A 15,412-nucleotide genomic window follows, 5' to 3' on the forward strand; every position below is an offset into this window, starting at 1 on the left:
CGCGCCGGGTCTAGGGATCATTCGGTGACGGTCACCTTGGTCATGACGTCCGGTTGACCGACCACAGCGCCGTTCGGGCCTGTGCCGCGTTTGATCGCATCAACAACGTCCATGCCATCGGTCACCTTGCCCACCACCGTGTACTGGCCATTCAAGGTTGGGGCCGGTTCGAACATGATGAAAAACTGCGAATTTGCGCTGTTTGGATCGCTGGCGCGAGCCATTCCGACGATGCCGCGCTCGTACGGAACTTCGGAAAACTCGGCTGGCAGGTCCGGACGGTTTGAACCGCCGGTACCGGCGCGACGCATGTCGCTGCCCAGTTTACCGTATTCCACGTCCCCGGTCTGTGCCATGAACCCCTCGATCACGCGGTGGAACACCACCCCGTCATACTTGCCTTCGGCCGCCAGAGCGGTGATCTGCTCGACATGCTTGGGCGCGACGTCTTCGAACAGGTCGATCGTGATCGTGCCGTTGGCCTCGCCCTCGACTTCAATCTGCAGGCCTGCGGCCAGCGCGGGGCTGGCCAACAACGTAAAAACGGCGGCCAGCTTATACATCGGCGGCCACCTTGACGCTGATCATGCGGTCGGGGTTCGCGGGCGGCTCGCCGCGGGTGATGGCGTCGACATGCTCCATCCCCTCGATCACGCGGCCATAGACGGTGTATTGGCCGTTCAGGAAATGGTTGTCCTTGAAGTTGATGAAGAACTGCGAGTTGGCCGAGTTCGGGTTGGCCGAACGAGCGGCACCCACGGTGCCCCGGTCATGCGGCAGCTTGGAAAACTCGGCTGGAAGGTTCGGCAAGGACGACCCGCCAGTGCCAGCCATACGGATATTGAAGCCGTCTTCCATGTCGCCGTGCTGCACGTCGCCGGTCTGCGCCATGAAGCCGTCGATCACCCGGTGAAAGGCCACGTTGTCATACTCGCCCGCGCGCGCCAGTTCCTTCATGCGCTCGCTGTGTTGAGGCGCGACGTCGGGAAGCAGTTCGATGACGACGTTACCGTCCTTCAGCTCGATGATGATGGTGTTTTCGGGATCCTTGATCTCGGCCATGGGGCCCTCCTGTGGAATTGATTTGCGCAAATACCTATGCGCCGGACGCGCGAAAGCCAAGTGACGCATTGACCTGAGGGCAAAATGCAGGAAAAGAACCGCTTACGCGTGGTGACAACGGCGAGGATGACACGATGGGCTGGAAAACTCTGGACGACATGGATTTGCAGGGCAAACGCGTTCTTGTGCGCGTGGACATCAACGTCCCGGTTTTGGATGGCGCCGTGACCGATGACACCCGGATCCAGCGGATCGTGCCCACGGTGCGCGACATTCTGGCCGCTGGCGGCAAACCCATCCTGCTGGCCCATTTCGGCCGGCCCGGCGGTGAGCGTCGACAGAACCTGTCGCTGAAACAGCTGGTGCCCGCGCTGGAAGCCGCCTTTGGAACCAAGGTCCGTTTCGGAGAGGATTGCGTCGGATACGAGGCTGAAATCGCTGCCGCAAACCAGGGTGACGGCGAGGTCTTGCTGCTGGAGAACACCCGCTTTCACGCCGAAGAGACCCAGAACAGCATGACCTTGGCCGAAGGTATGGCCAAGATGGGCGACATCTACTGCAATGACGCTTTCTCGGCGGCTCATCGGGCGCACAGTTCGACCGAGGCACTGGCGCGCCTTTTGCCCTCCTGCGCCGGGCGTCTGATGCAGGCAGAGCTCAGCGCACTCGAAGCCGCTCTGGGCAACCCTCAGCGTCCGGTGACCTCCGTGGTCGGTGGGGCCAAGGTATCAACCAAGCTAGATCTGCTGGGCAACCTGATCGAGAAGGTCGACAACCTGATCATCGGCGGCGGCATGGCCAACACCTTTCTGCTGGCCAAAGGGCTGGACGTTGGTAAATCGTTGGCCGAGCACGCGATGACCGATACCGCAGCCGAAATCATGGCAAAAGCAGACAAGGCAGGCTGCCGGATCGTCCTGCCCAGCGATGTTGTCGTTGCAGAGAAATTCGAAGCACACGCCCCACACAAGGTCGTCCCAGCGAACAAGTGCCCCGCAGATTCGATGATCCTGGACGCCGGGCCGGACAGCGTCGCCGCAATCTGCACCATCTTCGAACAGAGCAAGACTCTGATCTGGAACGGCCCATTGGGGGCATTCGAACTGGAACCCTTCGACGCGGCGACAAATGCCGCTGCATTGAAAGCCGCAGAACTGACGCGGGCGGGCAAACTTGTGTCGGTCGCCGGTGGCGGCGATACGGTTGCAGCCCTCAACGCCTCGGGTGCCGCGCAGGACTTCACCTACATCTCGACCGCCGGCGGTGCGTTCCTGGAATGGATGGAGGGCAAAACTCTGCCCGGTGTGGCAGCGCTGGCCCAATAACGCCATTCTAGTTGGCGATCGGCATTCGTGGTATTCTCTCACAGACCGGGAGATGGGCCATGAAAGCCGTTGCCACGTTTGCTGTTATCCTCTTGCCCAGTGTTTCTGGCGCGCAGTCCCATTGCGCCGGTCAAACTCAGATCGACGCCACTTTCTGTGCCAAAGAGAAATGGGAAATCGCTGATAAAGAACTGAACCGCCTCTGGAAAGAGGTCAAATCAGCGGCGGACAGGCGCGGAAACGGTGAGGCTTTGTTGAACGAACAGCGCGCTTGGTTGAAACGCAGGGACGCAACTTGTGACCCCGAACTCAAAAGCGATGGCAGTGCCGCGCAAATGTTCTATTGGTCTTGCATGGAAGAACAGACCCGGAATCGAAATCAGGAACTGTCCGCTTTGCGTTGAGCGGATACCTACGCGGTCATGGCTCTTCGAGCATCACTTTTTTCGTCGAATTGCAAAAAGTGCGAATCGGGGGATTCACAACCCGAATCACCTGTGACATAGTGCCGACAGATGCCCGCAAAGGGCACGTTTTTGAGGCAGTATTCATACGGCGGTTAACAGAGTGTCCCGTTCCAATCGGCCCGGTCTGGGCGCAGTCGCATTCTTTTCGGTGGCCTTCATGCTGGGTGTCTATTTCACCTTTGCTGCCGTTCAGGGCGACTACGGCCTGTTCCGACGGATCGAGATTTCAGCGGAGCGGGACGCTCTGTCACGCGACCTTGCGGCGCTGAACGCCGACATAGCTCGGATGGAAAACCTGACCCGACGCCTTTCGGACACCTACCTGGATCTCGACCTGCTGGATCAACAGGCCCGAACCGTTTTGGGAATGATCCGGGCTGATGAAATCGTCATCCGCTAACTAGCTGTTTGCCTGACCGCCCCGGGTTCCTCTGTAGTTGGCAACTGATATCCGAAAGCGTCGATTTCCCGTCGGAACAGGTCAGCCACCAGGTCCACGGCTTCGCCGTCCCAGTTTTCGCCGTAGAAAACATCGAACTGCGTTGATTTCCGAATGCCGGAATTCAAACGCTTGTCGCCGAGACTGACATCGCCAAGGCCGAAGTCATCGAGCACCTGCGCCAGATCGCTGTCCAGGCTTTCGTATCGCAACACCCGATCAACCGCGATCTCCCCGCCCTCAGAATAAAGATGGAAGTCAGAGAAGAACTTCAGGCGAGTCCGGCAAAAGCTCAGGAACAGTGCGTTTGCGTCGTTGATCTGTGTTCCGCGTTGATGCATCCAGAAATAGAACGCTGAGACAGCCTTGTCCCAGGGATTTCTCTCGACGCAAATGCTGCTGCAGCCCTCCGCAATATCGGACAGATACCGATTGACCACGCCGATCCCATTGTGGGGATACCGGGCCTGCACTTCGCCTTTGGCTCTGTCCCGCAAAAGCTTAACCAACCGGCGGACGATGTATTGCTTCCCCGGACGTTGAAGTTCGGCTTCCTTGCCGAACGGTGTTGCGAAATCTCCGTCCTGCAGCTTCGCGCTGAGTGCAATTTCGATGGATGATCCGGCGGTTTTCTTCGTTTTTAAGAAAACCAGCTTCGGCTCTCTGAGGATCATCATGCTAATCTGTCTCCGACGCCCGTTCAAAATTGCCTGCCAGTGGAAGCATACTAACCGTGCATAGGGCGAACCAAAAGGCGAAAACCTGCCGGATTTCGGGTGGAAACAGATACTCCCATCCGGTCCAGGACGCTGCGTCACATTTCCGCTCGCCAGAAAGCACGAAATGCTTTATGAGATAGTTTAACGCTAAACTATCTTGCCGGAAGGGAGAGGTCGCCACGATGGCTGCGCGAAAAACCACAAAGAAACCAAATGTTTCTGCGGAAGAACTCAAAACCTACTACCGCGAGATGCTGTTGATCCGCCGATTCGAGGAAAAGGCCGGTCAACTGTACGGCATGGGTCTGATCGGCGGTTTCTGCCACCTCTACATCGGTCAGGAAGCCGTCGTCGTGGGGCTCGAAGCTGCGGCCGAGGATGGCGACAAGCGCATCACCTCCTACCGCGACCACGGCCATATGCTGGCCTGCGGCATGGATCCGGGCGGCGTCATGGCTGAATTGACCGGACGCGAAGGCGGCTTGTCCAAGGGCAAGGGCGGCTCGATGCACATGTTCTCAAAAGAAAAGCATTTCTACGGTGGCCATGGAATCGTCGGCGCACAGGTTCCGCTGGGTGCGGGCCTTGCCTTTGCAGACAAGTACAAAGACAACGGCCGCGTGACCTTTACCTATTTCGGTGACGGTGCAGCGAACCAGGGTCAAGTCTATGAAACCTTCAACATGGCGGCCATTTGGCAATTGCCGGTGGTCTTCGTGATCGAGAACAACCAGTACGCGATGGGCACGGCGCAATCGCGCTCAACCTCGACCAAGGACATCTATCACCGCGGTGAGGCGTTCGGCATCCCGGGCGAAATCGTCAACGGAATGGACGTGCTGGCAGTGAAAGAGGCCGGCGAAAAGGCCGTGGCGCACTGCCGGGCTGGGAAGGGCCCTTACATCCTCGAGGTCAAGACCTACCGTTACCGCGGACACTCGATGTCGGATCCCGCCAAGTACCGCACCCGCGAAGAGGTGCAGAAGGTGCGCGAGCAGAGCGACCCGATCGAACACGTGCGCGAGCTGCTGCTGACCGGCAAGCACGCCACCGAGGATGACCTGAAGGCGATCGACAAGGAAATCAAGGAGGTCGTCAACCAGGCCGCCGAGTTCGCCAAGGAAAGCCCCGAGCCGTCGCTGGACGAGCTCTGGACCGACATTTACGCCTGAGAGGACGAATAAGACATGGCAACCGAAATTCTCATGCCCGCCCTTTCGCCGACCATGGAGGAAGGCACACTGGCCAAGTGGCTGGTCAAGGAAGGCGACACCGTAAGCTCTGGCGACATTCTGGCCGAGATCGAAACCGACAAGGCCACGATGGAGTTCGAAGCCGTCGATGAAGGCATCGTCGGCAAAATCCTGATTGCCGAGGGCACCGAAGGCGTGAAGGTCAACACGCCGATCGCGATCCTGGTCGAAGAGGGCGAAGACGCCTCGACCGTGACCGCGACTGCCCCCGCAGCCGCAGCGGAGGCCGAAGCCGCCCCGGCGGCGGTTGAGGCCCCCGCTCCTGCCCCTGCTGCACCGGCCGTGCCAACCGTGGACCTGTCGCCGGACTGGCCAGCAGATGCCGAGATGAAATCGATGACGGTCCGCGAGGCTCTGCGCGACGCGATGGCCGAGGAAATGCGCTCGGACGAAGACGTCTACCTGATGGGCGAAGAAGTCGGTGAATACCAAGGCGCCTACAAGGTGAGCCAGGGCCTGCTGGACGAATTCGGCGCAAAACGCGTGATCGACACGCCGATCACCGAGCATGGTTTTACCGGCATTGCCGTGGGTTCCGCCTTTGGAGGCCTGAAGCCGATCGTCGAGTTCATGACATTCAACTTCGCCATGCAGGCGATCGACCAGATCATCAACTCTGCTGCCAAGACGCTGTATATGTCCGGCGGTCAGATGGGCTGTCCGATCGTGTTCCGCGGCCCCAACGGCGCTGCCGCGCGCGTGGCCGCACAACACAGCCAGGATTATGCCGCCTGGTACATGCAGATCCCGGGCCTGAAGGTGGTGATGCCCTATTCGGCAGCCGATGCCAAAGGTCTGCTGAAATCGGCCATCCGCGATCCCAACCCGGTCGTGTTCCTCGAAAACGAAATCCTCTATGGCCGCTCGTTCGACGTGCCGCAGGTCGATGATCTGACCGTGCCGCTGGGCAAGGCCCGCATCTGGCGCGAAGGCACCGATGTGACCATCGTCAGTTTTGGGATCGGTATGCAATACGCATTGGAAGCCGCCGACAAGCTGGCTGAGGATGGCATCAGCGCCGAGGTGATCGACCTGCGCACCATCCGCCCGATGGACACCGGTGCGATCATCAACTCGGTGATGAAAACCAACCGGCTGGTCACCGTGGAAGAAGGCTGGCCGCAAGGCTCGGTCGGCAGCTACATCAGTTCCGTGGTTATGCAGGAAGCGTTCGACTATCTCGACGCGCCCGTCATCACGCTGACCGGCAAGGACGTGCCCATGCCCTATGCGGCGAACCTGGAAAAGCTGGCGCTGATTACCACCGACGAGGTGATCGCCGCCGTCAAACAAGTGACCTATCGGTAAGGAGCGACTGACAGATGCCCACCGAAATTCTGATGCCCGCCCTTTCGCCGACCATGGAGGAAGGCACGCTCGCCAAATGGCTGGTCAAGGAAGGCGACACTGTCTCCTCCGGCGACCTGCTGGCCGAGATCGAAACCGACAAGGCCACGATGGAGTTCGAAGCCGTTGACGAAGGCGTCGTCGGCAAGATCCTGGTTCCTGAAGGCACCGAGGGGGTCAAGGTGAACACCCCCATCGCCGTGCTGCTGGAAGAAGGCGAAAGCGCCGATGACATCGCCGCGGCCCCGACCAAGGCACCCGAGGCTGCGCCCGCAGCCGACGCGGGCAACGAGGCTGCCGCCCCTGCGGCATCCGAGGCGCCCGCTGCTGCTCCGGCTCCGGCGGCTCCGGTCAAGGCCGATGGCGGTCGCATCTTTGCCTCGCCGCTGGCCCGTCGCATTGCCGCCCAAAAGGGTCTGGACCTGGCGCAGATCAAGGGCTCGGGCCCGCATGGCCGCATCGTCAAAGCGGATGTCGAAGGCGCAACCGCTTCGGCAGCGGCACCGGCTGCTTCGGCAAGCGCGGCGCCGGCCCCTGCCGCTGCTCCTGCAGGCCCCTCGGCCGACATGGTGGCCCGCATGTACGAAGGGCGCGAGTACGAGGAGGTCAAGTTGGACGGCATGCGCAAGACCATCGCCGCCCGCCTGGCCGAGGCCAAGCAGACCATCCCGCATTTCTACCTGCGCCGCGACATCAAGCTGGACGCGCTGCTGAAATTCCGCAGCCAGCTGAACAAGCAGTTGGAAGCCCGCGGCGTGAAACTGAGCGTCAACGACTTCATCATCAAGGCCGTCGCCAACGCGCTGCAGCAGGTGCCCGAGTGCAACGCCGTATGGGCGGGCGACCGGGTTCTGCAGTTGAAACCTTCGGACGTTGCCGTGGCCGTGGCGATCGAAGGCGGGCTGTTCACCCCGGTCCTGCAGGACGCCGACACCAAATCTTTGTCGGCCCTTTCGACCGAAATGAAGGACCTGGCCGCGCGCGCCCGAGAACGCAAGCTGGCCCCGCATGAGTATCAGGGCGGCACCTTCGCGGTTTCGAACCTGGGCATGTTTGGCATCGACAATTTCGACGCCATCGTGAACCCGCCGCACGCAGGCATCCTGGCCGTCGGTACCGGCGCCAAGAAGCCGGTCGTGGGCGAAGATGGCGAGCTGACAGTGGCGACCGTGATGTCGGTTACCATGTCGGTCGATCACCGGGTGATCGACGGCGCGCTTGGAGCACAGCTCCTGCAGGCCATCGTGGACAACCTGGAAAACCCCATGGTCATGCTGGCCTGATCCAAGTCAAAAAAAATCAAAAAAGCCGCCTCGGACCCCGAGGCGGCTTTTTTCGTACCTGAGAACAGGTTTACTGATCCTTGCCCAGCATGTGATCCATCGAGATCGAGGGCTGGTCACATCCCGCCTCACCCACGATCTTGGCGGGGATACCCGCCACGGTCTTGCAGGGCGGCACGTCCTGCAGCACCACCGAACCGGCGGCGATGCGGCTGCAATGACCCACGCGGATGTTGCCCAGAACCTTGGCCCCGGCCCCGATCAGAACGCCATCCTCGATTTTAGGATGGCGGTCCTCTTCTTCCTTGCCGGTCCCGCCCAGGGTCACCGAATGCAGCATCGAGACGTTGTCACCCACAACCGCAGTTTCACCGATCACGATAGAATGCGCGTGGTCGATCATGATGCCCTTGCCGATCTTCGCGGCGGGGTGAATGTCGATCCCGAAGATTTCCGAACTGCGCATCTGGAAGAAATAGGCCAGATCGTGCCGGCCCTTCTGCCACAGCCAGTGGGCCACGCGATAGGCCTGCATGGCTTGGTAGCCTTTGAAATACAGAATCGGCTGCAGCAGACGGTGGCAGGCCGGGTCGCGCTCGTACACGGCCATCAGGTCCGCGCGGGCTGCATTCATCAGCGCCTTGTCATCGGCATAGGCCTCTTCGACGATTTCACGCAGAACCATCATCGACATCTCGTTCGAGCACAGCTTGGCCGAGATCCTGTAGGACAACGCACGTTCCAGAGACTTGTGGTGCAGGATACAGGCATGCACCAGTCCGCCCATCAAAGGCTCTTTTTCGACGGCGGCCTGTGCTTCGGCCGTGATCCGGTCCCAGACGGGGTCAACTGACGTTACTTGGGTGCGCGTTTCAAACATGGCTTTTGATCCTCTGCTGCGCCTAGAATAGCCATCTAGGCCCAAAAAGGCCAAACGCAAACCCTTGATGTGCAACACAACAGAAAATGAAGCGGTCCGAACTCAGGGAATTTGAAACACTTATCCTGTCCCGGCTGGAGGAATTGGAACGCAATTCCCTCGCCGGTCAGGACGCTCAATCCGTGGTCGAGCTTGACCAGCAGGCGGTCGGGCGGCTCAGCCGAATGGATGCGTTGCAGAATCAGGCCATGGCCAAGGCGCAACAAACGCGACGAGATCTCGAAGCCCGACGGCTGAGAGCCGCCCTCGACCGGATGGCCGAGGGCGAATTCGGGTATTGCGAGGATTGCGGTGACGACATTCCGCGCAGACGGCTGGACCTGGACCCGGCCGCCAGCAAGTGCGTCAGCTGCGCGGCCGGTTGAGTTGAAACCGGATAAGATGGCGCAGTACCGTCTCGAAACACCGGCAATACTCGGTGTCGCTAAAGCTCGGCTCGTCTGCCAGCGGGCGACTGCGTGCCGCTGCCATCAATGCTCCGTTCCCGTAAACAGGATGCAAACGACCCGTCGCGGCCACGTGACGGTCAGCCAACTCGGCCTCGGCGATCATGCGCGCGCACAGCCGCTCACGCTGGGCTTGCGGCACGGTCAGCAAAACCCGCGCCGCAGAACTGACATCGCCGTGCAAAACAGGGCGCATGATCCCTCTACCCCACACTCAGACTCGCGACCGCGCCCGGCCCGTAGCTGGCCGAAACCTGCGCCACCTCGACCTCGTAGAGGCCCGCGACGCCGTCCGAAGACTGTGCCGCCGCGGAATAGGTCCAAATTGGCGTCGTGGCGATCTCTTCCCGAACAAGGGCGCCACCTGACCGAATCCGGATCAGATAAGTTTCGGACTCCTCGCCCAGCGGCACGTCCAGCACGTCCCAATCGTCGCCGTCGATCCGGGTTCGGCGTACCCAGGTGAACAGGTCATCGCCCCCGTGTCTTTTGACCTTCAGATGAACTGGCGCGTAGGGGCGCAGACCGTTTCCATCAAACGCCTCGACCTTATGGACAAAAGAATCGTCGTCGTATCCGCGGGTTGCAGGCCCGATCCGGTAGTGCCGGGCAATTCGGCGTTCGGTCCGCAGCAGACTGGTCTGAAGAACCCTCTCGTCAAGCAACACGAACACGGAACCCTCCGGCCAGATTTCGGGCAAGACTGCGTCCGTACCCAATTGGCCACGCAGGCGGCCAGACAGGGCATAGACCCCGGGTTCCTGCAAGACGGCATCCGCGAATTGAAACACTTCCCAATTTCCGGGCGTGCCGTCTCCGATCGCGGCCAAGTTGGCGCCGGTCAGAAGTGAGTCACGCGACCGCGACTGCAAGACGCCATCGACAAGGCGCACGCGCAACGGCTCACCTTCATCCCAAACCCCTGCGCTCGCGGAAGGCAAGGCGGATTCGGTAAACCCGATCACAGCCTGACCAGTCACCAGATCGCGCAACGCGTAGCCCTCGTCGCTGTCCGAGGAATAGACGGCGACGCTGCCTTGCCAGGGATCGGCCGTGACGGCCAGATAAGGGGCGTGCGGCTCTTCGGCGCCTGTAATGAGTGGCAGATCAAGAAAAATCGGAAGAACCGGGACTGGGGCCACAAAGGGTTGTGACACAAACCCATCATCCGCCATATCGGACGGCGAATAGACCCCGGGCTCGATCCGCACGGCATCTGCCAGCTGGATGTCAGCCTGTTCCAACCTGTCTATGCGATACAGCGCACCGGCTCCCCCATTCCAGGATGGAAGTCGAACAATGTCGCCGGCGCCCAGATTCATCTGCGACGGCGGCAGCGCAAAGCGAGCGGTATTGCGCGCGACGCGGGCCTCGGCCAGCCAGCGTTCGACCGTCTGCCGTCCTTCGGAGCGGGTCATCGACAGAGGCATTTCGTTCACGGCTACAGAATGGGTCCGATCATCGGGCAGCACGGCCTCCTCCGCTACCACATCATGGTCCGCATCCGACTGAACAAAACGCAGACGCACGCGGCCGGCCATTTCGGCCTCGGCTTCGCGCTGGTACTGGACCCTGCCATCGACCTCGGGGCTTTCCGCGACCTGATCCAGCGACAGATCGAATGCCCGGCGCCCGGCCCTCATGCGGAATGTCAGAACACCGTCCCGCTCGATCGCATCAAATCCGTAGCGCAGCATCAGTGGCTGCAGGGCCGCCCGCGCGTCCGAAACATCTTCGATCACGTATCCACGGACGACTCCGTCCAGCGCAGACACATCAAAATCGGAGACGTCTGCAGCCTGACAAATCTCGGCCACCACCGAGGCCAATGTCCTGGCACCAGAACGTCCGTTCAACCAATGACCACGGGCGTAGTTTTCGCCGTCGCTCCACTGTGAACGCAGGTTCGGGAATTTCGGGTAAGGTCTCGCGTCCCACGCCCATACATAGGCGTTCGAAACGTCCACCATCGGACCATCGTAGATGTCCGAAACCGGGTTGATCTGCGGATCGGCCCAATATCCAAGAACTGCCTTCAAATACTGAACCTGAATGAAATCGTCGCGTTGACCGTTCGAGTATTTGGGCAGATCGGATTCCGAGGATTTCGGATCCAAAAACTTGTTGGGCTGGTTCGTTCCCTTGTCTATGGCAGCACAGCCCAATTCCGTGAACCAGATCGGCTTTGATCCCGGAATCCAATCGGTCGGGTCAGCTTGGCGCACTCCTCCGATCCGTTCGTGGTGCAAGTTCGCCCACCAGTTGCGGATATCTTTGTATCGCCACACCCATGGCTCTGCATGTTCGCCGTCCTCGATCGGATACCTTATCTGCGCGTCCTGTTCTTCGGGCGTTGGATAGTACCAGTCGTATCCTTCACCGCCTTCGATGTTGCCGCGCAAATAATCCAGGTCGTAGATTGACCGGGCACCATCCAGCGCATCCAGATGCTCGTCACCATCCCGCCAGTCCGAGACCGGCATGTAGTTGTCGATCCCGACGAAATCGATGTTTTCGTCTGCCCACAGAGGGTCCAGGTGGAAGTATCGGTCACCGCTGCCATCGGCAGGCTGGTACCCGAAATACTCTGTCCAATCCGCGGCGTAGCCTATTTTGGTGTCTGGCCCCAGTATCTGCCGCGCTTCTGCCGCCAATGCCTTCAGCTGAGCAACGGCCGCGAACCCGGACGCGCCGCGTATCTGGGTAAGGCCACGCATTTCCGAGCCGATGCAGAACGCCTCGACCCCGCCTGCGGCCTTGCACAACGCCGCGTAGTGAAGAATGAAACGGCGCATGCTCCATTCTTCCGGGCCGGTATAGGTCACGCTGCCATTACCGATGATGAAATCCGAGGCTTGGGCTGCACCAAAGAAACTTGACACCTGAGCGTCCGCACCTGCGGTTCCGTCCACCGACACCGGACGCCCGGGAGCCACGTCCAGCGTGATCCGGCCGCGCCACGGCAGATGCGGCTGATCGCCGGCTTCCGACCATGGGTCGGGAAGACCATTACCCTGCATCTGATCCATCAGGATGAAAGGATAGAACATCACCCGGCTGCCGGATTCCTTGAGGTGTTGAATGGCCTGAACCACCGACGCATCGGCCGGGGTACCGCCATAGACCGGTCGCCCGTCCACATGTTGCACGACCTGGGCCGATTTGCGCTTCAGCCCAGAGACTTTCCACGGCATGTTGGCGCCGTCCACGTCGTCGCGGATCACCTTGGGTCGAACGCTGCAAGCGCCGCAACGCAAGTCATCTCCGAACCAAGAGACCACCAGTGACGCAGCCTTGCAGCCCGGAAGTTCTTTGTTCAGGGCACGCACCGAGGCCACCAGATCGGGCTCGCCCGAGGGCGAATTGACGTTGGCGGCCCAGCTTTGGCCCGACCCTTTGGAATAGTTTACCTGCGTGCTGGCCAGCGTGTATTCCCCGGTGCCAGGCATCAGGGCCACGGCCCGGACAATCTGTTGCAATTCGGATTCGTAGTCTGGTGCGGATTTCTGATCAGGCCGAACAACCTCGAAAGAGAACTGGGGAACGCGATTGCCAAATTGCGCCAGCGGCAGGTCTTCAATCACAACATACGCAGTGCCGCGATAGGCCGGAACCGTTCCGGCACCTTCGATCGTTTCGATCAGTGGATCCGGCAGCTGATCCTGGCTACCGGTATAAACCCGCATGTTCAGACTGTTGCGCTCAAGCTCTTCCCCATCGGCCCATATCCGCGCGATGTCCGCGATCTCTCCGACGCCGACAGCAATCGCCAGTGATATCGAGTAGCTGTAGCTATGGGTGGTCGTGGTGACTTCGGCTGGTTTTGGCGTTCCTTTGCCGCCAGCAGACTGCGTAGACGTCGTGGTTTTGCGGGTCTCAAGGAAATCCGACGCCCAGATCACCTGCCCACCGACCCGCATTCGGCCGAACACGGTGGACAACGGCGCGCCCTCGCCTGTTTCCGTAAGTCTGAACCGGTCCAGCCGGCCAGACTCGACCACCTCGCTTCCGGCACCCATGACCGACTGGCTCATCAATCGCTGGTCGATAACCCGCCCGAGCGTCGCGCCGACTGCCCGGCCCACGATGGCCGTTGACAGCCCAGCAACGGTTCCACCGATGGATCCGCCCAGCGCAGCCCCCGCCGCAGATAAAACTATCGTCGCCATCAGTTGCCCTCCAAAGGAAATTCAAAGCAGGCGACCACCCGGCGGCGCCAGGGGTCGCTCAGTGCGTTTTCGACAACGCCATGTCCGGAATAGGCATGGATGAAGCGTGGCACGGCGCCCGCTTCACTCACGATACCAAGGTGTTTGGCCACACCGGCATCGCGCATCCGGAACAGCAGCACGCATCCAGGGGCCAGAAAGTTGTGCGGACGTTCGACCAGATTGCGCCGCGCAGCCGCCCACATGCGCTCTTCGCCCTGCGGTTCGGACCAGTCCATGCTGTAGGTAGGCACCGCCTCGGGCTCGCGGCCGATGACGGATCGCCAGACACCGCGCAGCAATCCCAAGCAATCGGTTCCCGCTCCCTTGACCGAGGCCTGATGCACATAGGGCGTTCCCAGCCAGCCTCGCGCTTCGTCCACGATATCCTGCGCCGTCACCATGACCGCCTGCTGCCTCCATTGTTCGCGTTGCCCTGTTTCGGCACGGCCATCACCCAGTCTTCGCTCGGCAGATCCGGAAAACCCTGGAAATTTATGATGTTGTTGAATTTCAACCGACAGGTCTCCATCCGCTTGTCGCAGCCCGCCAGCACCCGCACACGGTCACCGGCGGCCAGACCCGAGCCCAGAGCGATCCAAAGGTGCAATTCCCGCCCGATCTTGATGCTTCGGTCCGTCTTCACCGAAGCCCAAAGACCCTGAGAGCGGCCGGTCAGCACATCGACGCGGCCACGTTCGAACCAGCCGTCCTCAAACGCCTCCGCCCCCTGCAGTCTGAGGATCGGACCCTCGTCGATCTCGGCAATCTCGGCCTCGGCCCAGTAGCCGGGCGTCAACCTGTCGAAGCCGCAGGCTTTGTCACCCAAAACGGCCGTACAGGGTTTTTGGTAGATCCGCCCCAAGGGTCGGTTCAGCAGATCGGTCAGCCCGCGCAATTCGGCGTGAAACGCGCCCCCTGCGCGGCGCAGCTCGCCGATTGAGCCACGGAACTGCAACATGCGCTGTTCCGGCGCGGCCCAGTTGACCAGCCATGCTCGGACAACGGCACCGTCAAAGCGGCCGTCTTCGATATCCTCGTCGCGCACGGCCGCATCAGACAGCGCCCCCATGGCCTCGGAATTGTCGATCGACAGGCCCGTCGCCTGTTCGATGGCCGAGGCTGTGAGACCGGTGCTTGCCTTGAAAACCAGCCCGTCAAAGGCCAGTTCGCGGTCATGGTCGGTGAACCCGAAGGACATGCCATCGGTTCGGGTGATCGCCCAACAGCGGCAGACCGTAGTCATGCCGGACTGAAGATGGGTCAGCAATGCCTGCTTGTCGCCGCTCATCAGACCCGCACCTCCACCACCGGAACATTGGGTACGTCGCCTGCCTGAAAGCTGGCCACGCTGACTTGGATCCTGTCGGTGTCAAACCGCACCGGCACATCGAATTCAAACCCGGCGGTCACGTCGACCCCCTCGGATGGCGGGACGACGAATTGGATCAGACCGCTATTCAGGTCCACCTCGAAATCGACGCCTTCTCGGGCCTCATCCTGATCCAGCCCAATCTTGACCGTACCCAGTACCGGCTTGACGATGGGCCTGACATAGCTGACCCCGCCCGAGGCATAGATCTTGACCAACTGGAACTCGGTCGTGACCCCGTCGCCTTGCCCGATCACCTGGTCGCCCTTGTCGAATTCGGCAGTGGCGGCGCAGGACTTGTAGTCCGACCAGTCCTTCCAGCGGAACCCGTACATCTGACCCTGACGCGCTTCGAAAAAGGCGATCAGCGTCTGGATGTCGTCCAGCGACCGCATCCCCAAACCGGCGTCATAACGCCGCCGCGAATGCGCCCAGGGCGTGTTGCGTTCTTCGAACCCGTTGGCCAGCGTCACGATATCCGTGCGCCGCTCGGGGCCGCCGACCGAGCCGAAACTCAGGCTGGCGGGAAATCTGACTTCGTGGAAATTCAT

General features: G+C 60.9%; 16 protein-coding genes. 7 read left to right on the forward strand and 9 right to left on the reverse strand.

The features are described 5' to 3' along the window. Positions 1–17: 17 nt before the first annotated feature. The gene (locus GOW72_RS07155) at positions 18–563 is read right to left on the reverse strand and encodes a peptidylprolyl isomerase (RefSeq protein WP_170366277.1); all 546 of its coding nucleotides are present in this window, start codon (positions 561–563) and stop codon (positions 18–20) included. Beyond that, complete coding sequence (locus GOW72_RS07160; protein WP_170366278.1) at positions 556–1,062, reverse strand: peptidylprolyl isomerase; 507 nt, start codon at positions 1,060–1,062, stop codon at positions 556–558. Before GOW72_RS07160 ends, GOW72_RS07155 begins: the two co-directional genes overlap by 8 nt. A gap of 134 nt (positions 1,063–1,196) precedes the next feature. On the opposite strand from GOW72_RS07160, the gene GOW72_RS07165 reads away from it, so the two are divergent. The 3 genes from GOW72_RS07165 (at position 1,197) to GOW72_RS07175 (ending at position 3,254) form a co-directional block, all read left to right on the forward strand. Further along, positions 1,197–2,387: a phosphoglycerate kinase gene (locus tag GOW72_RS07165; protein ID WP_170366281.1), complete on the forward strand. Its 1,191-nt coding sequence runs from the start codon at positions 1,197–1,199 to the stop codon at positions 2,385–2,387. A gap of 59 nt (positions 2,388–2,446) precedes the next feature. Next, complete coding sequence (locus GOW72_RS07170; protein ID WP_170366283.1) at positions 2,447–2,791, forward strand: lysozyme inhibitor LprI family protein; 345 nt, start codon at positions 2,447–2,449, stop codon at positions 2,789–2,791. A gap of 163 nt (positions 2,792–2,954) precedes the next feature. Further along, the gene (locus GOW72_RS07175) at positions 2,955–3,254 is read left to right on the forward strand and encodes an FtsB family cell division protein (RefSeq protein WP_170338112.1); all 300 of its coding nucleotides are present in this window, start codon (positions 2,955–2,957) and stop codon (positions 3,252–3,254) included. Here GOW72_RS07175 and GOW72_RS07180 read toward each other — a convergent pair. Continuing rightward, positions 3,251–3,970 (reverse strand): hypothetical protein, encoded by a 720-nt coding sequence (locus GOW72_RS07180; protein WP_170366285.1) that lies wholly within the window; start codon positions 3,968–3,970, stop codon positions 3,251–3,253. The two genes, GOW72_RS07175 and GOW72_RS07180, sit on opposite strands and share 4 nt — an antisense overlap. A gap of 224 nt (positions 3,971–4,194) precedes the next feature. Here GOW72_RS07180 and pdhA point away from each other — a divergent pair, with 224 nt between their 5' ends. From pdhA to GOW72_RS07195, 3 genes are read left to right on the forward strand one after another with little or no spacing between them, the layout of a single operon-like run. Further along, on the forward strand, positions 4,195–5,184 hold the full coding sequence (pdhA, locus tag GOW72_RS07185; RefSeq protein ID WP_093962386.1) for a pyruvate dehydrogenase (acetyl-transferring) E1 component subunit alpha: 990 nt from the start codon (positions 4,195–4,197) through the stop codon (positions 5,182–5,184). Positions 5,185–5,199: 15 nt separating this feature from the next. Further along, entirely contained in the window at positions 5,200–6,573 is a 1,374-nt protein-coding gene (locus GOW72_RS07190) for a pyruvate dehydrogenase complex E1 component subunit beta (protein WP_170366287.1), read from the forward strand. A gap of 14 nt (positions 6,574–6,587) precedes the next feature. Next, positions 6,588–7,895: a pyruvate dehydrogenase complex dihydrolipoamide acetyltransferase gene (locus GOW72_RS07195; RefSeq protein ID WP_170366290.1), complete on the forward strand. Its 1,308-nt coding sequence runs from the start codon at positions 6,588–6,590 to the stop codon at positions 7,893–7,895. A gap of 70 nt (positions 7,896–7,965) precedes the next feature. On the opposite strand, the gene cysE is transcribed toward GOW72_RS07195, so the two are convergent. Beyond that, entirely contained in the window at positions 7,966–8,775 is an 810-nt protein-coding gene (gene cysE / locus GOW72_RS07200; protein ID WP_093962389.1) for a serine O-acetyltransferase, read from the reverse strand. Positions 8,776–8,861: 86 nt separating this feature from the next. Between cysE and GOW72_RS07205 the strand changes: the two genes are divergently transcribed. Further along, positions 8,862–9,200: a TraR/DksA family transcriptional regulator gene (locus GOW72_RS07205; RefSeq protein ID WP_170366293.1), complete on the forward strand. Its 339-nt coding sequence runs from the start codon at positions 8,862–8,864 to the stop codon at positions 9,198–9,200. Here the strand turns inward: GOW72_RS07205 and GOW72_RS07210 are convergent. Genes GOW72_RS07210 through GOW72_RS07230 form a run of 5 tightly spaced genes read right to left on the reverse strand, consistent with a single transcriptional unit; the run spans position 9,181 to position 15,412 of the window. Then, the gene (locus GOW72_RS07210; protein ID WP_170358782.1) at positions 9,181–9,477 is read right to left on the reverse strand and encodes a DUF7742 family protein; all 297 of its coding nucleotides are present in this window, start codon (positions 9,475–9,477) and stop codon (positions 9,181–9,183) included. The two genes, GOW72_RS07205 and GOW72_RS07210, sit on opposite strands and share 20 nt — an antisense overlap. Positions 9,478–9,484: 7 nt before the next feature. Continuing rightward, a complete protein-coding gene (locus GOW72_RS07215; protein WP_170366295.1) occupies positions 9,485–13,450 on the reverse strand; it encodes a baseplate multidomain protein megatron in 3,966 nt (1,321 codons plus the stop codon). Then, complete coding sequence (locus GOW72_RS07220; RefSeq protein ID WP_170366298.1) at positions 13,450–13,893, reverse strand: C40 family peptidase; 444 nt, start codon at positions 13,891–13,893, stop codon at positions 13,450–13,452. Before GOW72_RS07220 ends, GOW72_RS07215 begins: the two co-directional genes overlap by 1 nt. Beyond that, positions 13,887–14,780 (reverse strand): DUF2163 domain-containing protein, encoded by an 894-nt coding sequence (locus GOW72_RS07225; RefSeq protein WP_170366300.1) that lies wholly within the window; start codon positions 14,778–14,780, stop codon positions 13,887–13,889. The genes GOW72_RS07220 and GOW72_RS07225 overlap by 7 nt, the downstream gene beginning before the upstream one ends. Further along, positions 14,780–15,412 (reverse strand): DUF2460 domain-containing protein, encoded by a 633-nt coding sequence (locus GOW72_RS07230; protein WP_170338102.1) that lies wholly within the window; start codon positions 15,410–15,412, stop codon positions 14,780–14,782. The genes GOW72_RS07225 and GOW72_RS07230 overlap by 1 nt, the downstream gene beginning before the upstream one ends.

It is taken from the genome of Ruegeria arenilitoris (genome assembly GCF_013032855.1).
Taxonomy (GTDB): Bacteria; Pseudomonadota; Alphaproteobacteria; order Rhodobacterales; family Rhodobacteraceae; genus Ruegeria; species Ruegeria arenilitoris.

Bases quoted from the DNA above. Each gene is read 5' to 3' on its own strand.
- GOW72_RS07155 (WP_170366277.1), bottom strand. From the start codon at position 563: ATGTATAAGCTGGCCGCCGTTTTTACGTTGTTGGCCAGCCCCGCGCTG.
- GOW72_RS07160 (WP_170366278.1), bottom strand. From the start codon at position 1,062: ATGGCCGAGATCAAGGATCCCGAAAACACCATCATCATCGAGCTGAAG.
- GOW72_RS07165 (WP_170366281.1), top strand. From the start codon at position 1,197: ATGGGCTGGAAAACTCTGGACGACATGGATTTGCAGGGCAAACGCGTT.
- GOW72_RS07170 (WP_170366283.1), top strand. From the start codon at position 2,447: ATGAAAGCCGTTGCCACGTTTGCTGTTATCCTCTTGCCCAGTGTTTCT.
- GOW72_RS07180 (WP_170366285.1), bottom strand. From the start codon at position 3,970: ATGATGATCCTCAGAGAGCCGAAGCTGGTTTTCTTAAAAACGAAGAAA.
- pdhA (WP_093962386.1), top strand. From the start codon at position 4,195: ATGGCTGCGCGAAAAACCACAAAGAAACCAAATGTTTCTGCGGAAGAA.
- GOW72_RS07190 (WP_170366287.1), top strand. From the start codon at position 5,200: ATGGCAACCGAAATTCTCATGCCCGCCCTTTCGCCGACCATGGAGGAA.
- GOW72_RS07195 (WP_170366290.1), top strand. From the start codon at position 6,588: ATGCCCACCGAAATTCTGATGCCCGCCCTTTCGCCGACCATGGAGGAA.
- cysE (WP_093962389.1), bottom strand. From the start codon at position 8,775: ATGTTTGAAACGCGCACCCAAGTAACGTCAGTTGACCCCGTCTGGGAC.
- GOW72_RS07205 (WP_170366293.1), top strand. From the start codon at position 8,862: ATGAAGCGGTCCGAACTCAGGGAATTTGAAACACTTATCCTGTCCCGG.
- GOW72_RS07210 (WP_170358782.1), bottom strand. From the start codon at position 9,477: ATGCGCCCTGTTTTGCACGGCGATGTCAGTTCTGCGGCGCGGGTTTTG.
- GOW72_RS07215 (WP_170366295.1), bottom strand. From the start codon at position 13,450: ATGGCGACGATAGTTTTATCTGCGGCGGGGGCTGCGCTGGGCGGATCC.
- GOW72_RS07220 (WP_170366298.1), bottom strand. From the start codon at position 13,893: ATGGTGACGGCGCAGGATATCGTGGACGAAGCGCGAGGCTGGCTGGGA.
- GOW72_RS07225 (WP_170366300.1), bottom strand. From the start codon at position 14,780: ATGAGCGGCGACAAGCAGGCATTGCTGACCCATCTTCAGTCCGGCATG.
- GOW72_RS07230 (WP_170338102.1), bottom strand. From the start codon at position 15,412: ATGAATTTCCACGAAGTCAGATTTCCCGCCAGCCTGAGTTTCGGCTCG.